The 18989-nt window shown below is 39.8% G+C and carries 17 protein-coding genes; 13 read left to right on the top strand and 4 right to left on the bottom strand.

What is annotated here, in order from left to right; translation table 11 throughout:
- The first annotated feature begins 38 nt into the window (after window positions 1–38).
- A complete protein-coding gene (locus HMPREF0023_RS03790; RefSeq protein WP_008941238.1) occupies window positions 39–1565 on the top strand; it encodes a fumarate hydratase in 1527 nt (508 codons plus the stop codon).
- Window positions 1566–1715: 150 nt separating this feature from the next.
- Entirely contained in the window at window positions 1716–2972 is a 1257-nt protein-coding gene (locus HMPREF0023_RS03785; protein ID WP_008941237.1) for a hypothetical protein, read from the top strand.
- Window positions 2973–3040: 68 nt separating this feature from the next.
- Here HMPREF0023_RS03785 and HMPREF0023_RS03780 read toward each other — a convergent pair whose 3' ends face one another.
- From HMPREF0023_RS03780 to tig, 4 genes are all read right to left on the bottom strand, one after another.
- The gene (locus HMPREF0023_RS03780) at window positions 3041–3757 is read right to left on the bottom strand and encodes a DUF2846 domain-containing protein (protein ID WP_004640925.1); all 717 of its coding nucleotides are present in this window, start codon (window positions 3755–3757) and stop codon (window positions 3041–3043) included.
- 160 nt (window positions 3758–3917) lie between these two features.
- The gene (gene clpX / locus HMPREF0023_RS03775; protein ID WP_008941235.1) at window positions 3918–5228 is read right to left on the bottom strand and encodes an ATP-dependent Clp protease ATP-binding subunit ClpX; all 1311 of its coding nucleotides are present in this window, start codon (window positions 5226–5228) and stop codon (window positions 3918–3920) included.
- A 27-nt stretch (window positions 5229–5255) separates the two neighbouring features.
- Window positions 5256–5861, bottom strand: a complete 606-nt coding sequence (clpP, locus tag HMPREF0023_RS03770) for an ATP-dependent Clp endopeptidase proteolytic subunit ClpP (protein ID WP_004640929.1) — start codon at window positions 5859–5861, stop codon at window positions 5256–5258.
- Window positions 5862–6067: 206 nt separating this feature from the next.
- Window positions 6068–7399: a trigger factor gene (gene tig, locus HMPREF0023_RS03765; RefSeq protein ID WP_004640930.1), complete on the bottom strand. Its 1332-nt coding sequence runs from the start codon at window positions 7397–7399 to the stop codon at window positions 6068–6070.
- Window positions 7400–7656: 257 nt separating this feature from the next.
- Between tig and HMPREF0023_RS03760 the strand changes: the two genes are divergently transcribed.
- The 11 genes from HMPREF0023_RS03760 to HMPREF0023_RS03710 form a co-directional block, all read left to right on the top strand.
- Entirely contained in the window at window positions 7657–9849 is a 2193-nt protein-coding gene (locus HMPREF0023_RS03760; RefSeq protein ID WP_005088289.1) for a TonB-dependent receptor domain-containing protein, read from the top strand.
- Window positions 9850–10442: 593 nt separating this feature from the next.
- Window positions 10443–12137, top strand: a complete 1695-nt coding sequence (gene leuA / locus HMPREF0023_RS03755; protein WP_008941234.1) for a 2-isopropylmalate synthase — start codon at window positions 10443–10445, stop codon at window positions 12135–12137.
- 81 nt (window positions 12138–12218) lie between these two features.
- A complete protein-coding gene (metX, locus tag HMPREF0023_RS03750; protein ID WP_004640940.1) occupies window positions 12219–13379 on the top strand; it encodes a homoserine O-succinyltransferase MetX in 1161 nt (386 codons plus the stop codon).
- The gene (gene metW, locus HMPREF0023_RS03745) at window positions 13379–13972 is read left to right on the top strand and encodes a methionine biosynthesis protein MetW (protein WP_005086774.1); all 594 of its coding nucleotides are present in this window, start codon (window positions 13379–13381) and stop codon (window positions 13970–13972) included. The genes metX and metW overlap by 1 nt, the downstream gene beginning before the upstream one ends.
- Window positions 13969–14556, top strand: coding sequence for a tetratricopeptide repeat protein (locus HMPREF0023_RS03740; RefSeq protein ID WP_005086775.1), 588 nt, complete (start codon window positions 13969–13971; stop codon window positions 14554–14556). Before metW ends, HMPREF0023_RS03740 begins: the two co-directional genes overlap by 4 nt.
- A 96-nt stretch (window positions 14557–14652) precedes the next feature.
- On the top strand, window positions 14653–15144 hold the full coding sequence (locus HMPREF0023_RS03735) for a hypothetical protein (protein ID WP_008941232.1): 492 nt from the start codon (window positions 14653–14655) through the stop codon (window positions 15142–15144).
- Between the two features lie 61 nt (window positions 15145–15205).
- Window positions 15206–15829: an RdgB/HAM1 family non-canonical purine NTP pyrophosphatase gene (rdgB, locus tag HMPREF0023_RS03730; RefSeq protein WP_008941231.1), complete on the top strand. Its 624-nt coding sequence runs from the start codon at window positions 15206–15208 to the stop codon at window positions 15827–15829.
- 150 nt (window positions 15830–15979) lie between these two features.
- A complete protein-coding gene (gene tatA, locus HMPREF0023_RS03725; protein WP_004640952.1) occupies window positions 15980–16198 on the top strand; it encodes a Sec-independent protein translocase subunit TatA in 219 nt (72 codons plus the stop codon).
- A gap of 12 nt (window positions 16199–16210) precedes the next feature.
- On the top strand, window positions 16211–16660 hold the full coding sequence (gene tatB, locus HMPREF0023_RS03720; RefSeq protein WP_017395723.1) for a Sec-independent protein translocase protein TatB: 450 nt from the start codon (window positions 16211–16213) through the stop codon (window positions 16658–16660).
- Between the two features lie 71 nt (window positions 16661–16731).
- Entirely contained in the window at window positions 16732–17445 is a 714-nt protein-coding gene (tatC, locus tag HMPREF0023_RS03715; protein WP_373868184.1) for a twin-arginine translocase subunit TatC, read from the top strand.
- 173 nt (window positions 17446–17618) lie between these two features.
- On the top strand, window positions 17619–18989 hold a 1371-nt coding region (locus tag HMPREF0023_RS03710), incomplete at its 3' end, for a PhoX family protein (protein ID WP_008941229.1).

Below are 18989 nucleotides of genomic sequence, written 5' to 3'. Positions count from 1 at the left end.
AGCCCGCCAGCTAATCGCCCGCTCAAGAGAATTTTGATATGACAACGATCATCAAACAAGATGACTTGATTACATCAATCAAGGATGCCCTCCAGTTTATTTCTTACTATCACCCGCAAGACTTCATCCAAGCGATGAGCCGTGCGTATGATCGTGAAGAGAACAAAGCTGCAAAAGATGCTATTGCACAGATCCTCATCAACTCACGTATGTGTGCTGAAGGTCACCGACCAATCTGTCAAGATACAGGGATCGTTAACGTTTTCCTTGAAGTTGGCTTAGACGTTAAATTTGATTTAACCATGAGCTTAGATGATGCAGTGAACGAAGGTGTACGCCAAGGTTACTTAGAAAATTCAAACGTACTTCGTGCTTCAGTTCTTGCTGATCCAGCTTTTGGTCGTAAAAATACTAAAGACAATACCCCTGCGGTCATTCACTACAAACTCGTACCAGGGAATAAAGTCGATATTACCGTTGCAGCAAAAGGTGGCGGTTCAGAAAATAAATCTAAACTTGCGATGCTTAACCCATCTGATTCGATCGTGGATTGGGTACTTAAAACCGTTCCAACGATGGGTGCAGGTTGGTGTCCACCAGGTATGCTCGGTATTGGTATCGGTGGTACTGCTGAAAAAGCCATGATGCTTGCGAAAGAAGCGCTCATGGAAGAAATCAACATGGACAAATTACTTCGTCGCGGTCCACAAAACAAGATGGAAGAACTCCGTATCGAGATCTTCGAAAAAGTAAATGCGTTGGGTATTGGTGCTCAAGGCCTTGGTGGTTTGACGACTGTTCTTGATATTAAAATCAAAGATTACCCATGTCATGCTGCAGGTAAGCCAGTCGGTATGATTCCAAACTGTGCTGCGACTCGTCACGCACACTTCCAGTTAGATGGTACAGGTGTTGCACACATTCAAGCGCCTAAACTTGAAGACTACCCTGCTGTGACTTGGGATTCTTCTCAATCAAAACGTGTAAACCTTGATACCATTACACAAGAAGAAATGGACTCATGGAAACCGGGAGATACCTTACTTCTTAACGGTACAATTTATACAGGTCGTGATGCAGCACACAAACGCATGGTCGACATGTTAAATAATGGTGAAGAACTTCCAGTCGACTTAAAAGGTAAATTTATTTACTACGTCGGTCCTGTTGATCCAGTAGGTGATGAAGTGGTTGGTCCTGCTGGTCCGACAACTGCGACACGTATGGATAAATTTACGCGTCAAGTCTTAGAAGCAACTGGCTTATTCGGCATGATCGGTAAAGCGGATCGTGGTCCTGCGGCTGTTGAAGCAATCAAAGACAATAAAGCAACCTACCTCATGGCTGTTGGTGGTGCTGCTTACCTCGTGTCTAAAGCTGTACGTGAAGCGGAAGTCGTTGCATTTGCTGACCTAGGTATGGAAGCAATCTACAAGTTTGTGGTTGAAGATATGCCTGTGTCCGTTGCCGTTGATGTCAATGGTACTTCTATCCACGCAACTGCTCCAAAAATCTGGCAAGCAAAAATTGGAAAAATTCCAGTGGTTGATGCTGCACAAGCTTAAGCTTCCCTGTATATCAACAAAATATAAGTGATATTCACTTTAAAGGCATTGAGGTTATCCTCAATGCCTTTTTAAATGCTTGAAATTTGATAATACGATGAAACCTCTATTACACTGCTTAAACATTAACAAGGGAGGGCGCTCAATATTATGCTTTATCAAAGATTCTTACTTCTATCCACATTTGCTATTTGTTCTAGCAGCTATGCTCAAAGTGAACCTGACTTACAGCAACAGATCAATAATTTAAAACAACAACTTGCTGCACTCGAAACCAAACTACACCAACAACAAGCTAAAGTATCAGATGAGAAAATAGAGACCACCCACACTGAGGCTAAAAAAAGTAAAGTTGAAGTCGGAGGAGCAGTTCGTGCCAATTTAGGTATCAACTCATACGAAAAAGGCAATAAAGACCGTCATGGCGATTTTGATTTCGATATGATCGCACTGAAGTTTAATGGCAATGTTGATGATATCCTGCTCGGTGCAGAACTGCGTTTTTATGACTACATGACGACCGTCAAATATGCGTGGTTAGGTTATGAATTCCTACCGAATTGGGAAGTTAAAGCCGGTATTACCCCTGTCCGCTTTGGTAATCAACCTTATAACTCTCACAGCTACTATTTCAGCCCCAATTATTATATTGGTCTAGAGGATGACTTTGATCTTGGGATCTTAGTTTCACGTCAAATGAAAGATAATTGGCGACTGGATTTAGGCTTCTATAAAAATGATGAATTAGGCGGTGTTGATGGTTATGTTGATGATCGTAGTAAACGCTACTCATACGATGTAGTTGGCGTACGAACTAAAGGTGAGGATATTTATGCTGAGCCCACACAAAAAATTGGTGAATACAATACACTTGCAGGTCGCGTAGGTTATCAATTCGATATCGGTGGGGTTATCAGTGAAATAGGTACATCGGCCCTTTATGGTGGATTACATGACAACCAAAACCGTGTCGGAAATTACCACGCATGGGCGGTTCATCTCAATAGTAATTATCAGCGCTGGAACTTCCAATTACAGCACAGCCAATATGACTACAATGTCAACAACAATGCAGATCGTATGATTGTAGGTGCTTACGGTTTTTATGATTCTATAGCGGCTCAGGCCAAGTCATTAAGTGCAAATATTGCTTATACATTACCCGTTTCTCTAGGGCCAATTTCGCAACTACAATTTTATAATGATTACGGGATGATTTACGATAAATCTGACAATAGCCGCGATACCATCATGAACACGACAGGTGTTGCGGTTTCTGCGGGTAATTTCTTTAGCTATATCGACTTTGTGAACGCAAAAAATCAACCTTTCATCGGAGGAAGCGTTGCAGGTGATAGTTCTAAAACTGAACAACGTTTTAATATTAACTTAGGTTACTATTTCTAAGCTTTAATTACCTAAATGTAGAAAGGCAAAACTAGATTTCGCCTTTCTACATAGATCATCATGGCATATTACCACGTCAAAGGATTCCATAATTTAAATGGCTTTACGAGATGCACTTCTGATTTAACATCGTATTTTTCAGGTTTAAGTTCTTGTGGTTTGGAACGTACTTTCCCCGATTCTTCCTGTGCCACAAAATTATAACTAGACGATTTTAAACGGGTAAATGCGATTTCCTGACGAGCAACTTTATCAGGCGTTGGCATAAATGGACCTGAACGCACACTACGCTCGACTTTGTTCTCTTCGTCGTACTTAATAAAATAGGTCTGCCCTGCGTCCACGCTAAAATCGATGTACTTCGGTTTTTGAAAATGTAATCCAACCAAAGGACGACTCACACTTAAACGATAAGTGCCAGCAGGCAATTCAAGCCAATAATAGTGATTATGCAATAAGCTTGGAATGCGATGCCCATTGATAAATAAATTTGCAGCGGCGATCTCTTGGCGATTCCAACGCGTATCAGGACGATATAAGTAGACCACAGCAGCCTGCTCATTTTGCGGTTTAATCGGGCTGAAATGCTGACCTAATTTTTGATTTACCCAACCACCCACTGTGAAACCACCAACATGGTATTGATCAAATAAACCAGGCTCTTTCTCAGTATCAATAGGTGGTAGCGTTGCAGTCAGCGCTGTTGGTTTTTCTTCAACTGTCTTATGACTTTGACAGCCTGCCAACACCCCTGCACAACACAATGATAATATTAAATAACGCATGACATCCCTCAAGGCGTTTTCTTGGATTTATTTTTAACTACGCAATACTATGCGGATTTTTCAATTTTTAAGATTAACACCTCAACGTCTAATTGCAAATAAAAAAAGCATGAAAAGCGAAGCCTTTCATGCTTTTTAGATAAACGATACAAGATCAGGATTATGCTGACTTGGAGTCGATCACCTTTAAGTCTTTCTTTTCAACTGTTTCTGCACTGGTCGTTTGAGGTAAGCGTTCAGCCTTAAACTTCGGCTTCGCTGTTCCATTGATCACAGCTTCATCAACAATCACTGTTCCGACATCTGAACGACTCGGTAAATCATACATCGTTTCAAGCAGTACATTTTCCAAGATTGAACGCAGACCACGAGCACCGGTATTACGTTCTAATGCTTTCTTAGCGACCGCACGTAAAGCTGACTCTTCGAAGACTAGATCTACATCTTCCATCGTAAACAAATACTGGTATTGACGAGTTAATGCATTTTTCGGTTCTGTCAGAATCTGCATTAATGCCTCTTCATCCAGTTCTTCTAATGTTGCAATCACAGGTAAACGACCAATGAATTCTGGAATCAAACCAAACTTCACAAGATCTGTTGCTTCCACCTGACGGAATAGTTCAGAGACTTTTTTACTGTCATCTTTGTTTTTCACATCAGCGGTGAAACCAATTCCACCTTTTTCTTGACGCTGCTGGACAATTTTTTCTAAACCAGAGAACGCACCACCACAAATAAACAAGATATTTGCAGTATCAATCTGAATGAATTCTTGCTGAGGATGCTTACGGCCACCTTGTGGAGGAATTGATGCGACAGTACCTTCAATCATTTTTAATAACGCTTGCTGTACGCCTTCACCAGACACATCACGGGTAATCGATGGATTTTCAGATTTACGCGTAATCTTATCAATCTCATCAATATAGATGATTCCTTTTTGCGCTTTCTCAACATCATAGTCAGCTTTTTGCAAAAGCTTTTGTACAATGTTTTCAACATCTTCCCCTACATAACCAGCTTCGGTTAATGTAGTTGCATCAGCCATTGCAAAAGGAACATCGAGTAAACGTGCAAGTGTTTGTGCAAGTAAAGTTTTACCTGAACCTGTAGGTCCAATCAGCAAAATATTACTTTTCGCAATCTCAATCTCTTTATGTGTATGACCTGACTGCCCTGCTTTTAAACGCTTGTAGTGGTTGTACACTGCAACAGATAAGGTTTTCTTAGCGATATCTTGTCCAATAACATACTGATCCAAGGCAGCACGTATTTCATGCGGCTTAGGCAAAGGTTTACTCGCCCAATCACCTGCCTCAACTTGTTGACTCGTTTGAACCAAGTCCATGCAGACATCCACACACTCATTACAAATATATGCGTCCTCACCTGCAATCAGTTTCCCGACTTCAGACTGCGTTTTACCGCAAAATGAACAATGTTTTTGTCCTTGAGGATGTTCGGACATATTTACTCCAATTCTAAATCTTTAAAATTACGGACGCTTACTTAATACTTGATCAACTAAACCATATTCTTTCGCCGCTTGCGCTGTCATGAAGTTATCACGATCAGTATCACGAGCCACTGTTTCATAGTCTTGCCCACTATGCTCAGCCATCAAACGATTCAAACGCTCTTTGATAAATAAAATCTCACGTGCATGGATTTCGATGTCAGAAGCTTGACCACGGAAGCCACCTAATGGTTGGTGAATCATGACGCGTGCATTTTCAAGACAGTAACGTTTACCTTTCGCACCTGCATTTAACAAGAATGCACCCATAGATGCTGCTTGTCCCATACAATAAGTCACAACATCAGGTTTAATAAACTGCATGGTGTCATAAATCGCCATACCCGCAGTGACTGAGCCACCTGGTGAATTAATATAAAGGTGAATATCTTTTTCAGGGTTCTCTGCTTCTAAGAATAACATTTGTGCAACGATTAGGTTTGCCATGTTATCTTCAACTTCGCCCGTTAAGAAAATAACGCGCTCACGCAATAAACGTGAAAAAATATCAAATGAACGTTCACCACGAGATGATTGCTCAACGACAACAGGAACTAAAGCATTTTCAATTGTTGGAACATACATACGTTTATTTATTCCTAAATTATTGTGACTCGGTCTATGCCAACAATATGAGGGATAATCGATGAAATTGCAAAAGGTTCACTCTGAATTATTCGATTATTTCAGCTGAATTTTGGCAATTTTTCGACAAATTAACACATTCATAACAGAGACAAAGACAGATAAAAAAAGGCGCTTACGCGCCTTTCTTCAGAACTTTTGAAAAATTAGCCACGGCGAGCTTGTTGTTCTTTCAATAAGTCTTCATAACTGATCGCAACATCAGTTACTTTAGCAGCAGCTAAAATGTGATCAACCACTTGATCTTCTAACACAACAGCTTCAATTTGAGCGCGTTGTTGTTTGTCATTTTTGAAGTATTCAACAACTTCTGTTGGATCTTCATAAGAAGAAGCCATGTCATCGATATAAGCATCAACACGTGCTTGATCAACTTCAAGTTTAGCATCAGCCAATACTTTGCTTACCAATACGCCTAGCTTAACTGATTTCTCAGCTTGTTCTTTGAACAATTCATCAGGAAGCATGCTGCTGTCAAATGCACCTGCGCCTTGAGCACCAAACTGCTGAGTGAATTGTTGGATCATTTGTTGACGTTGACGGTCAATTTCTTGAGCAACCATAGAAGCTGGAACTTCGATTTCGTTTGCAGCAACAAGTGCATCAAATGCCGCTTGTTTTACTTGGTTACGAAGACCATTGCGAACTTCACGTTCCATATTCTTACGAACGTCAGCTTTTAATTTGTCTAAGCCTTCTTCTTCAGTTAAACCAAAGATTTTTAAGAACTCAGCATCAATCTCTGGAAGTTTTTGTTTTTCAACAAGCTTCACAGTAATTTTGAATTGAGCTGCCTTACCAGCCAAGTTTTCAGCTTGATAGTCTTCAGGGAAAGTTACATCAATCACTTTCTCTTCGCCTTTTTTCATGCCGATGATGCCATCTTCAAAACCTGGAATCATACGACCTGAACCAAGAACAAGTTTAAAGTCTTCAGCAGCACCACCTTCAAACTTCTCACCATCAACTGTACCTTCAAAGTCGAAAGTCACTTGCATGTCTTTTTTCGCCATGCCTTTGGTTTCAGTCCAAGAAGCACGTTGCTTTTGCAAGTTTTCAATCATGACATCAACGTCTTTATCATTGATTTCTGATGACTTACGTTCAACTTCTAAGTCAGCAAAAGCTTTCACTTCTACTTCTGGATAAACTTCAACAGTTGCTTCATAAACTAAAGCATCATCTTTGTTTTCCACTTTCTCAATGTTCGGCATACCGACAGCATTGATTTTCTCTTGTTGAATTGCTTCGAAAACAGTGTCACGGATGACGTCATTTACAACTTCTTGATAAATGCTTGCACCATATTCACGGCGAACAACATTTAAAGGCACCTTACCTGGACGGAAGCCGTTGATCTTCACAGTTTTGGCAGTGCGTTTTAAGCGAGCTTCAAATTGCTCGTTAACACGGCTCGTCGGTACAGAAACATTTAAACGACGGGCAACGCCCGAAACCGCTTCAGTCGTTACTTGCATGGCTTCCTCGATATTTAGTTAGTAGTAACAATTTTTTAAAGTGCCACATTATATGACAACTTTTCAGATATACAAAATTAGATGATGAAAAAGTCAGTTTATCTGCCCACCCACCCTAATTTATTGGGATTCTTAAATCAAACTTAAAACAATGTTTCTTTTTGTTGTTAATGATAAGTTTTATCATTATCATTAATACATCTATATACCACCCACATTCTCGTGACTTTTATTTTTATTTAGGGATTTTTTAAATTATGGCAAGGTTCAATCCTCACCCTCTTTCTGCTGCTCTTCTCGCTCTTGTATCTGGGGCCGTCTATGCCAATAACGCTGAACCAACGACGACACATCAATTATCAACTATCGTGGTTTCAGCTGCAGGTTACGAGCAAGATATTAAAAATGCACCCGCTTCTATTAGTGTCGTAACAAAAGAAGATATTGAAAAGAAAAATGCGACCAGCATTGCAGATCTACTATCGGACGTGCCTGGCATTGATATCCGTGATGGTATTGGCAAGACCTCTGGCTTAAATATTAAAATGCGGGGTTTGGGAAATGAATACAGTCTAATTCTGATTGATGGTCGTCGCCAAACCACCTCTTCAGACGTGACACCAAATGGTTTTGGTGAATCCGCTAATGGTTTTTTACCACCGTTGGCTTCTATTGAACGCATTGAAGTGATTCGAGGACCAATGGCTACACGCTATGGCTCTGAAGCAATGGGTGGTGTGATTAATATTATTACCAAGAAAATTAGTGATGAATGGAATGGCAATGTCACAGTAAGTGGCAATGTGATGGAACATGGCGGTGAAGCCGACTCATGGAAAACCAGCTTAGTCGTCAATGGTCCAATTATTCAGGATAAACTTGGCGTACAACTACGCGGTTCTTATTTAGATCGCCAAAAGTCGGAACGTGTTCCAGGCACTTCAGGTCGTGACCCACGCCCAAGCGAAGCAGACATTTATGATGTTGGTGGAAAATTATCATTTAAATTGAATGATCAAAATAGTTTTTGGATAGATGGCTTTCACTCAAATCAAACTTATAAAAACGATGATAGCCGTTTAGGTACACAAGATTGGACGACCGTACCAAGAGGTGCAACGGAACTGGGCGCTACTGGCTATAAAGATAAATTAGAGTTTAAACGTGATCAGATTGCTTTAGGTCATGACGGTGACTATAGTTTTGGTCAATGGACCTCCTATGTTAGCCAAACCCAAACTGAAACAGTTGGACGAACAATCCCACATAATACTTTCCCTGGAAATGCCTCAGCAGGTCAGGATCGTACACTAAAAAATACTGATTTAGTTGCAGACTCGCATGTGGTTTTGCCAATTGCTGATCATAAGTTAACGGTTGGTGCTGAATATAAAGAAGCTAAAATTGCAGATGATATAGCGGGCTTTGGCTCTACATTCAAAAAAGATTCTTTCTCTGTCTATGCTGAAGATGAATGGCGTATCTTGGAAAATCTCGGTTTCACTCTTGGTGGTCGTTATGAAGATCACTCTGGGTTCGGTGGTCAATTTAGCCCACGTGCTTACCTAGTCTGGAACGCAAATGACAACTTGACACTAAAAGGTGGTGTCAGCACAGGCTACAAAGCACCTTCAGCCAAAGATCTTCACAATGGTATTATCAGTATCACTGGACAAGGAACCTCTTTTAATGTGGGGTCCCCAAACTTAAAACCAGAAGAATCAACCAACTATGAGCTTGGGTTTAATTATAACAATGGCAATTTAGACCTTACCACTACAGCGTTCTTTAATAAGATTAAGAACCTGATTACAGATGGGCCAGAATTATTAAATTGTTCTTCTGCAACAAATCCGAATCAACCAGGTTGTGTGAGTTATGGTTCACATATTACCCAAAATAGCTTTAACCAAAAAATCAATGCGGATGAAGCAGAAACCAAAGGTATTGAACTTAGCCTCAAATATAGCATTATTCCAGAATGGGACATTAAAGCTGCATATACCTACATGGAATCAGAAATTACCAAAGGTAAAAACAAAGGTTCATACCTAAGTAACGTACCCAAGAATGCATTTAACATGACCTCAACTTGGCATATCAATGATGCATTTGATTTATGGTTGCAGCATGAATACAAGTCAGATCGTAAGCGTTACGATACTGAGCAAACTACCGGTGATGCCGCTATTATTTACAATGCAACCAATAACAAACTAAAAGGCTATAATTTATTCAACTTAGGTGCCAGTTACAGCGTTAATGATCAATTACGTTTTAATGGTTCTGTTAACAATTTACTTGACAAAGATTTTAGCAGTAATGGTTCATATATAGATGCTCAGGGTAATCCTGCCTCTTATTATGACTACATGCAAATCAGCTCAAGTATGTCAGGCACCTACCTATCAGGTCGTAACTATTGGTTATCTATATCTTATGATTTCTAATTCAGTCACGTTGTAAAGATTCAGCTTCGGATAAAACCCTTTTTGGGGATTTGGATGAGTTCAAAAACTCCAACTCCCTCAAAAGGGTTTTAAATTTTAAAAGAAGAATTAAAAATTACCATGGCACTCATGGGAACAGCGAGCATAGATGACATTAACCAAGATTTTATTTACCGAGATTAGCGAGTATCTCGGTAAATATTTTCATTATTTTTCTATTTAGCGCAAAAATAGGAAATTATTTCTTGTTCATACAAATTAAAATGCTTTATAGATTTAGATAGACCTTTGCAGTTGCCTGTATTTTCACCTAGACTGTTTTCTAATACGTGATTAATATAGCAACACAACCTAATAACTGCGTTGAATGGTAGATGATGAAAACAAATCGCGGCTTTATCCATCCGTCTCATAAAAAACATCTCGCTGCTCTCCTGATGCTGCGCCTCGCGCGCATATAACTTTTTTGACCTAAATTTTTAGGTACTCGACACAGATTCTCTTTAAATTATTTCGAATAGACACCATATATAAAGTAGCACGTTGCATTTACGCTGAGTTTGCAACCCCTGCTATGACAAGGAGTTAGCAAAATGTTGGCAGATCCAAGTAAAAAATACCGCCGTATGTACCAACGTGTGGATTTACCAGACCGTCAATGGCCGAACAATGAAATCAACCAAGCGCCAATTTGGATGAGTACCGATCTTCGTGACGGTAATCAAGCAATTTTTGAACCGATGGATATGGAACAAAAATTAAAAATGTTCCATATGTTGGTGAAAATTGGTTTTAAACATATTGAAATTGGCTTTCCATCTGCATCCCAAATCGACTTTGACTTTGCTCGCAAATTGATCGAAGAAGATTTGATCCCAGAAGATGTCTACATTGAAGTCTTAGTGCAAGCACGTGATCATTTAATTGAACGTACTTTTGAATCCTTAGTGGGCGCAAAGCGTGCAATCGTGCATATCTATAATTCAAACTCACCGACATTCCGTCAAAAAGTCTTGAATGTCGATGTCAATGGTGCGAAACAACTTGCCATCAATGCAGCCAATAAAGTCAAAGAATATGCAGCACAATATCCTGAAACTGAATGGGTATTTCAATACAGCCCTGAATGTTTCACTGCAACAGAATTAGAAGTTGCCAAGGATGTATGTGATGCAGTCACAGAAATTTGGGAAGCATCGCCAACCAATAAAGTGATTTTGAACTTACCTGCAACTGTCGAAGTGTCAACGCCAAATGTTTATGCCGATCAAATCGAATGGATGCATCGCAACTTGGCACGTCGTGATGGCGTGATCATTTCTGTTCACTGTCATAATGACCGTGGTTGTGGTATCGCAGCATCTGAATTGGCGATTATGGCTGGTGCTGACCGCGTTGAAGGTTGTGTGTTTGGAAATGGTGAACGTACAGGTAACGTTGACGTTGCAGCCATCGCTTTGAACATGTATACCCAAGGTGTTGCACCGAATTTGGATTTTTCGAACATCAATGAAATCATCGCTACAGTTGAAGAATGTACAGGCTTGCCTGTTCATCCTCGTCATCCATACGCAGGTGATTTAGTCTTCACAGCATTCTCTGGCTCGCACCAAGATGCGATCAAAAAAGGGTTTGAATTCCAGAAAAATGAAGAAATCTGGGATATGCCTTACTTGCCAATCGATCCGAAAGACTTGGGTCGTGACTATGATGCGGTAATTCGTGTGAATAGCCAATCAGGTAAAGGCGGTATTGCATACTTATTAGAATCGAATTACAACGTTGCCTTACCACGTCGTGTTCAAATTGAGTTTAGCCAGATCGTTCAACAACATACTGATGAAAATGGTACAGAAATCAGTGCGCATGAGATTTGGACATTGTTCGAAAAGACTTATGTGGATATCAAAAACCACCATTATCAAACTAAACACTATCAGTTGTCTGATATCAATGGCACACAAATCATTGAATTAGATATTGAAATTGAAGGCGAAATTCAACGTTTACGTGGTGAAGGTAATGGCCCAATCTCTGCAATGTTGAACGCTTTACAGTTGCCAATCGATGTTGTGAACTATGAAGAACGTAGTATTAGTTCTGGTGCAAATGCCAAAGCCCTTGCGTTAATTGAACTCCAAGTGAAAGGCACAGGCAAAAGCGCATTTGGTGCAGGCGTACATGACAACATCGTTACGTCATCAATCGAAGCCATTATTGCATGTACCAACCGATTGATTGAACAAGGTGTGTTAACAACGGATCAAGTGGTTGCCGCTGCAGTTTAACAAAAACAATCGTTTAAAAAGGATACCAGAGTTGGTATCCTTTTTATTATTGATAAAAGATTTATAGGACGAACGATTCCAGTGTCTTTTCCATCGGATTCAGTGGGTTTAGTCACACCACAAAAATTTTCATTTGAAGCACCATTAGAACTTGAGTGTGGGAGGGTATTACCTCGCTTTGATTTAATGGTTGAAACCTATGGAACACTCAACGCAGATCATTCCAATGCCATCTTAATTTGTCATGCCCTATCAGGTCACCATCATGCCGCAGGTTATCATCATGAAGATGATAAAAAAGCAGGTTGGTGGGACAGTTGTATCGGTCCTGGCAAAGCAATTGATACCAATCACTTTTTCGTAGTTGCACTGAATAATATCGGTGGTTGTAGTGGCTCTACGGGACCAATCTCACCTAATCCTGAAAATGAAAATCGTCCCTATGGTCCCGACTTCCCTCTCGTGACTGTGCGAGACTGGGTAAAGACCCAAGCCATGCTTTCTGATCGTCTTGGTATTGATGTATGGTACGCCATCATCGGCGGTTCATTGGGAGGCATGCAAGCTTTGCAATGGTCTTTGGACTATCCAGATCGTTTAAAGAAATGTGCGATTATTGCGAGTGCACCCAAGCTTTCTGCTCAAAACATTGCGTTCAATGAAGTCGCACGCCAATCTATTTTGTCCGATCCAGACTTTCATCATGGACGTTATTTAGAGAATGATAGCTATCCAAAACGTGGCTTGATTTTGGCGCGGATGGTTGGTCATATCACTTATCTATCTGAAGAAGCCATGAAACAAAAATTTGGACGAGATCTAAAATCTGGCAAATTTATGTATGGTTTTGATGTTGAGTTCCAAGTTGAAAGCTATTTGCGTTACCAAGGCGAACAATTTAGCCGTAATTTTGATGCAAATACTTACTTGATTATGACCAAGGCTTTGGATTATTTTGACCCCTCTCGTGAGTATGAGCATTCATTGACCAAAGCAATGAGTCAACCGAAATGTCAATTTTTGGTAATTTCATTCACCACAGACTGGCGTTTTAGTCCAAGCCGCTCACAGGAATTGGTTGATGCTTTGATTGATAATCATAAACCTGTGAGTTACTTGGAAATTGATGCTGAACAGGGCCATGACTCTTTCTTGTTCCCAATTCCGCTGTATGTAAAATCCTTACGTGCATTTTTAGGTGGAGAACAACAGTTGCAATCGACATCGCAGGAGCTGAACTAATGCGTATAGATCAACGACTCGCCGAAAAATGGATTAATCCAAATTCTAGCGTGCTAGACTTAGGTTGTGGCGATGGCGAATTATTGGCTCATATGAGCAAACAGCACAATATTCGTGCTTATGGCTTAGAAATTGATCAAGAAAAGATTGCAATTGCCATCAGTCGGGGGTTAAATATTATCCAACAGGACTTAAACTTAGGTTTAAGCCGCTTTGCCGATCAATCTTTTGACTCTGTCGTGATGGCACAAGCTTTGCAAGCTGTAGATGCACCTGATGTATTACTTCGTGATATGGTGCGTGTTGGTAAGCAAGCAATTATTACTTTTCCAAATTTTGCATATTGGAAGACGCGTTCTTTTCTTGCATTAAAAGGGAAAATGCCTGTTTCGGAGGCTTTACCTTATATGTGGTATAACACTCCGAATATTCATTTATGTACATTCCGTGACTTTGAAGCCTTATGTGCTGAGAATCGGATTAAAATTATTAATCGACTTGCCGTTAATGGTGACCAACAAGGTAGTTTGCTCAGTAAGCATATGCCGAACCTATTTGGTGAAGTCGCAATTTATCGAGTGAGCGCTCTATGAAAAAGACATTAATCAGCACATTTTTATTTGGTCTGATCAGCATACAAGCGCATGCAGACTATGTTGCTCAACCGCAATCCGTTGCTGCACAAGCAGCACGATATTCAGTGATGAGTATTGGTGAATTGCAAAACGCTGCAAAAGCAGGTCAGGCTGGGGCACAGTTTTATTTAGCAACTCGTTACCAACATGGTAAGGACGTTGCAAAAGATGAAAAACAAGCGTTTGCTTTATTTAAAGCTGCTGCAGACAAAGGTATTTCCGCTGCACAGCTCAATGTTGGTCGTATGTATGCCGATGGCATTGGCACCAAAAAAGATGAAGTGTTAGCGCGCAAGTATTTTGAAAAAGCGGCAAGTAATGGTGATAACCGTGCCAGCTTTAACCTTGCTGTGATGGAAGAACAAAAGAAAAACTATATTGGCGCTTATCAATGGTATGAGCTTTCAACACGTGATGGCATGCTTGATACTAAAGTGATTAGTCTTTCTGAAGGTAAGAAAACCGCTTTGGCTGCAAACTTAACCCAAGAGCAAATCCGTACTGCACGTGATCGTGCTGATAAATGGATTCAAGCGCAGTAATTTTTTTTAAGATTTAGTGAAAATATAAAAACCGACTTGTGAGAGTCGGTTTTTTCATTATAGTTATAGCATTCATTCTTATATTAACTGTACTAAATGAGCGATATAGAAAAGGCGATATTCAAAGCAAAACTAGAATTAGAAACAATAACACCAAAAGAAATCCAAAGGTGGGCAATTGAAACATTAGAAAAAAATCCGTCTAATGATCTCGCATTAGAACTCTGTTTCTTATCAACACCTGAGCAGATTAAAGATTATTTTAAACAAATATCCAAAATAATTTTTGATTTAAATCTAACCAAAAATATGATTCAGACATTATTAGAGGAGTATCTCTCAAAAAAAGTAAATTTAACCCAAACACAAAGTGATTTTTATCCATTTTTTTATAAACTTTTTTGTTTGGCTCAGCAATTAAAAAATGAAGAACTCTATGATTTATTAAATTATTATGATGACCAATTTGATCCTTCATTAGAAAGATATAATCAAACTGAACCAGAAGCTGTCTTTCAGGAACTATTGGCTGATTTAGAAACCTTTTGTTCAGAGACATCACACCAAGAATCAAGCAATAATTCTTGACTATCCTCTTTATGCAAAAAGCCCTAAAATTCCACTCAATATGAGCTGATCTAAAATATATATGTCTATTCCATCATGGCTTAATCAAGGCAGCCTTGTGCTTGCAAGTAACAACAAAGGTAAAATCGCAGAATTTGAGCACCTATTTCAACAACTCGATCTACCTGTCGAAATCATTCCTCAAGGTAAACTGGATATTGAAGATGCCATCGAAGATGGTCTAAGTTTTGTTGAAAATGCGATTATCAAAGCGCGCCATGCATCTAAACTTTCAGGAAAACCTGCGATTGCGGATGACTCAGGTCTATGCGTCCCAATTTTAGGTGGTGCACCTGGTATCTATTCTGCACGATATGCAGGTGAACATGGCAATGATACAGCGAATAATGAAAAGCTTTTGGCTGATCTCATTCCCTTCCGCAAAAATGGTGAAAGCATAGAAGGTATGTTCGTGTGCGTACTTGCACTTGTGACACATGCAGAAGACCCTCTACCGCAGATTTTCCAAGGCATTTGGAAAGGTGAGATTTTAGCAGCTGCTCGTGGTGAAAATGGTTTTGGCTATGATCCACTATTTTGGTTGCCAGAACTTAATCTATCAAGTGCCGAATTAAGCAAAACAGATAAAAATAAAATCAGCCATCGTGGTCAAGCGATGCAACTTTTTAAAGCAAGTCTAAGTTAATATTTATAGAAACCTGGAGCATCTATTCAGGTTTCTGTCCCTTTTGCAAAATCATCTACCATCCTTATTGTCTTAATATTGCAATATAAATGTCACATCTTTGTCACGCCAACCTGTTGAGATAGAGCTAAATTTTAAGAGGAAACGGTTATGGCTGGTTTATCTATTTGGCACGTGCTCATTTTTGCAATCGTGGTTATTTTACTATTCGGTACATCAAAACTAAAAAATCTGGGTAAAGATGTTGGTGGTGCCGTTAAAGATTTCAAAAAGTCGATGAAAGATGAAGAAGAAACTACAGCTTCTCTAAATGAACCACGTACTATCGACGCTCAAGTAAAAAATTCTGAAAGCTCAATAAAAAGCTAAGCGAGCACCATTATGCTGAATTTGGGAATGTCCGAACTCCTAGCGTTCGGCATTATCGCCTTACTTGTACTAGGGCCTGATAAATTACCTGAAGCTGCCCGATTCGTTGGGAAATGGTACGCAAAAATTAAACGTACGGTTAGCAATGTTCAAAATGACATAGATCGTGAATTACGTCTGTCCGAACTACGAGAGCAAATGCAGCAAGAAATGCAACGCATTGCTGAGCTTGAACAAAAAATGCAGGCGCAAATGACAGCATTTGAGCAGCAAAAGGTCTCGCTTCAAGAAGATTCTCAAAAAGCTGCTACGCAAAAATGTCAGATTCAGGTGGTCTACCACCACATTCGTCAACCATTGCCTGTGATTTACCTTCCGAAATTTGCCCTATTGCATACATCGGTATCAACTTCATCATTAGAACAAACAACTTCGGTTCCAGAATTAAAGGTAGCAGTATGAGTTCACCCTCTAGCTCTCAACTTCCCCAGTCTTCTTTGGGTGAGCAAGAACAAGATGTTAAGCTTGAGGAAATGCCTATCACCAAGCATTTGATGATTCTGCGACAACATTTATTTAAAATCGTTGCTGCCATTCTGTTACTTTTTTTCTGTTTATTACCCTTTGCCAATCGTACTTATCAAATACTCTCTGAACCGTTACGAGCTCAGTTGCCTGTAAGTTCATCCATGATTGCAACGGATGTTACAGCAACATTTATGGCACCTTTCAAACTAAATTTCTTCGTGGCATTAATGCTGGTTATGCCTTATATCATTTATCAGATTTGGTCTTTCGCTAAACCTGCCCTATATGAAAAAGAGAAATCTTTAGCTCTCCCGATCTTAGTGAGTAGTATTTGCTTGTTTTATTTGGGTATTGCATTTGCTTATTTTATTGCTTTACCTTCAATTTTACATTTTTTCATCAGTGTCTCACCCGAAACAGTGGCACCAATGACCGATATTAATAGTTATTTGGCTTTCTGCTTAAAACTTTTCTTAGTCTTCGGTCTGACCTTTGAGATTCCAGTCGTTACCTTGTTACTGATCTTAATCGGTGTTGTCAGCACGCAAAGTTTAGTTGAGAAAAGACGATTTATTATCGTGGGATGTTTTTTCATTTCGATGTTTGTTACCCCACCTGACGCTATTTCAATGATTATGCTCGCCGTTCCAATGTGGTTATTGTTTGAACTTGGTCTCTTATTAGGCAAAGTTCTAGAAAAATCAAAAGCAACAGCTTAGACTTAAATGATCCAATTTTAGAACAGGTCTAGCACCTGTTTTTTTGACTAAACGTTTTATTATTTATTGATTTTTAATGTATTTGTCACATAACTGTCAAGGCAGCGTCACAATTAAAAACTAAGTTAAAGGCGGGAAATTTTTTATCGCACATATAAACTTAGGATGATTCCATGACACAGCTGACGCCATATCATGAAGACCAAGAACTGGATAATAACACGTCTACAAATGTTCATTTCCGTGACATTTTAGAACAACATATTAACCGCCGTAGCCTCATCACTAAAACTGCAAGCGGTGCTGTCGCACTGACTTTGGCATCAACTTTAACTGGCTGCAATGACAACGATAATAAATCGAATAATAATAACGGCGGAACCAACCCTCCTATTGACCCAAATAAGAAACCTGAAAAATTAAACTTCACTACAGTGCCTAAAAATCTAAACGATATCGTGACTGTACCTGAAGGTTATGAAGCACATGTTCTGTATGCTTTAGGTGACTCAATCAATCCAACATACGCAGAATGGGATGACAACAATATTCCATCAGGTCCAAGTTTCCAATTCCGTTCAGGCGACTGTCATGACGGGATGAGTTATTTTGGTCTAAATACTGCAACAGGTCGTTATGATGAACAGCAGTCAAATGATGGTTTGTTGGTTCTAAATCATGAATATATCAATCCGACATTCTTGCATCCTAAAGGACCAACTAAAGTCGATGGCCGCCGTCCAGAAGATGAAGTAATCCGTGAAGTGAATGCTCACGGCGTCTCGATCATTCATGTAAAGAAAGACACCAAAACTCAAAAAGTTGAATTGGTCAAAAACTCAGTTTATAACCGTCGTATTACCGGTTCGACTCTAATGGAGTTTGCTGGTCCTGCTGCGGGTAATGCATTACTTGCCACTAAGTTCTCACCATCGGGTGTACAAACCCGTGGTACACATAACAACTGTGGTAATGGCTACACGCCATGGGGAACTTACCTCACTACTGAAGAAAACTTCATTGGCTATTTTACACGTAGTGTAACTGATGATGCCGCCCGTCGACCTGAGGAAATTGTTGCACTGCAGCGCTATGGTTTAAAACAAGGTGCAAGTTCACGCTATGGTTGGGAAACTGCACAAGGTCAAGTTGAATCCCAAGATCTTTATGATCGTTGGAATGCTGATGTAAAAGCAGCTAATGCAGGACAAGATTACCGCAATGCACCAAATACTTTTGGTTGGATGGTCGAAATCGATCCATTTGATAGCCGCCAAGCACCTGTAAAACGTACTGCACTTGGACGTTTTGCTCATGAAGACTGCCGTACTAGCCGCGTCATTGAAGGTCAGAACCTAGCTTTTTATATGGGTGATGACTCACGCGGTGAGTATATCTATAAATTTGTATCCGATGCTAAGTGGGATCCAAAAGATATCAACGGCGGTTACCGCGCTGGTGATAAATATATGAACAGCGGTAAATTCTATGTTGCTAAATTCAATGCTGATGGTACAGGTCAGTGGTTAGAGTTAAGCTATGGT

The organism is Acinetobacter sp. ATCC 27244 (assembly GCF_000156555.1).
In the GTDB taxonomy this organism is placed as follows: domain Bacteria; phylum Pseudomonadota; class Gammaproteobacteria; order Pseudomonadales; family Moraxellaceae; genus Acinetobacter; species Acinetobacter haemolyticus.
Note: the sequence above shows the minus strand (reverse complement) of the source record. Positions and strands in the feature narration are given on the sequence as shown.

Bases quoted from the DNA above. Each gene is read 5' to 3' on its own strand.
- HMPREF0023_RS03790 (WP_008941238.1), top strand. From the start codon at position 39: ATGACAACGATCATCAAACAAGATGACTTGATTACATCAATCAAGGAT.
- HMPREF0023_RS03785 (WP_008941237.1), top strand. From the start codon at position 1,716: ATGCTTTATCAAAGATTCTTACTTCTATCCACATTTGCTATTTGTTCT.
- HMPREF0023_RS03780 (WP_004640925.1), bottom strand. From the start codon at position 3,757: ATGCGTTATTTAATATTATCATTGTGTTGTGCAGGGGTGTTGGCAGGC.
- clpX (WP_008941235.1), bottom strand. From the start codon at position 5,228: ATGTCCGAACATCCTCAAGGACAAAAACATTGTTCATTTTGCGGTAAA.
- clpP (WP_004640929.1), bottom strand. From the start codon at position 5,861: ATGTATGTTCCAACAATTGAAAATGCTTTAGTTCCTGTTGTCGTTGAG.
- tig (WP_004640930.1), bottom strand. From the start codon at position 7,399: ATGCAAGTAACGACTGAAGCGGTTTCGGGCGTTGCCCGTCGTTTAAAT.
- HMPREF0023_RS03760 (WP_005088289.1), top strand. From the start codon at position 7,657: ATGGCAAGGTTCAATCCTCACCCTCTTTCTGCTGCTCTTCTCGCTCTT.
- leuA (WP_008941234.1), top strand. From the start codon at position 10,443: ATGTTGGCAGATCCAAGTAAAAAATACCGCCGTATGTACCAACGTGTG.
- metW (WP_005086774.1), top strand. From the start codon at position 13,379: ATGCGTATAGATCAACGACTCGCCGAAAAATGGATTAATCCAAATTCT.
- HMPREF0023_RS03740 (WP_005086775.1), top strand. From the start codon at position 13,969: ATGAAAAAGACATTAATCAGCACATTTTTATTTGGTCTGATCAGCATA.
- HMPREF0023_RS03735 (WP_008941232.1), top strand. From the start codon at position 14,653: ATGAGCGATATAGAAAAGGCGATATTCAAAGCAAAACTAGAATTAGAA.
- rdgB (WP_008941231.1), top strand. From the start codon at position 15,206: ATGTCTATTCCATCATGGCTTAATCAAGGCAGCCTTGTGCTTGCAAGT.
- tatA (WP_004640952.1), top strand. From the start codon at position 15,980: ATGGCTGGTTTATCTATTTGGCACGTGCTCATTTTTGCAATCGTGGTT.
- tatB (WP_017395723.1), top strand. From the start codon at position 16,211: ATGCTGAATTTGGGAATGTCCGAACTCCTAGCGTTCGGCATTATCGCC.
- tatC (WP_373868184.1), top strand. From the start codon at position 16,732: ATGCCTATCACCAAGCATTTGATGATTCTGCGACAACATTTATTTAAA.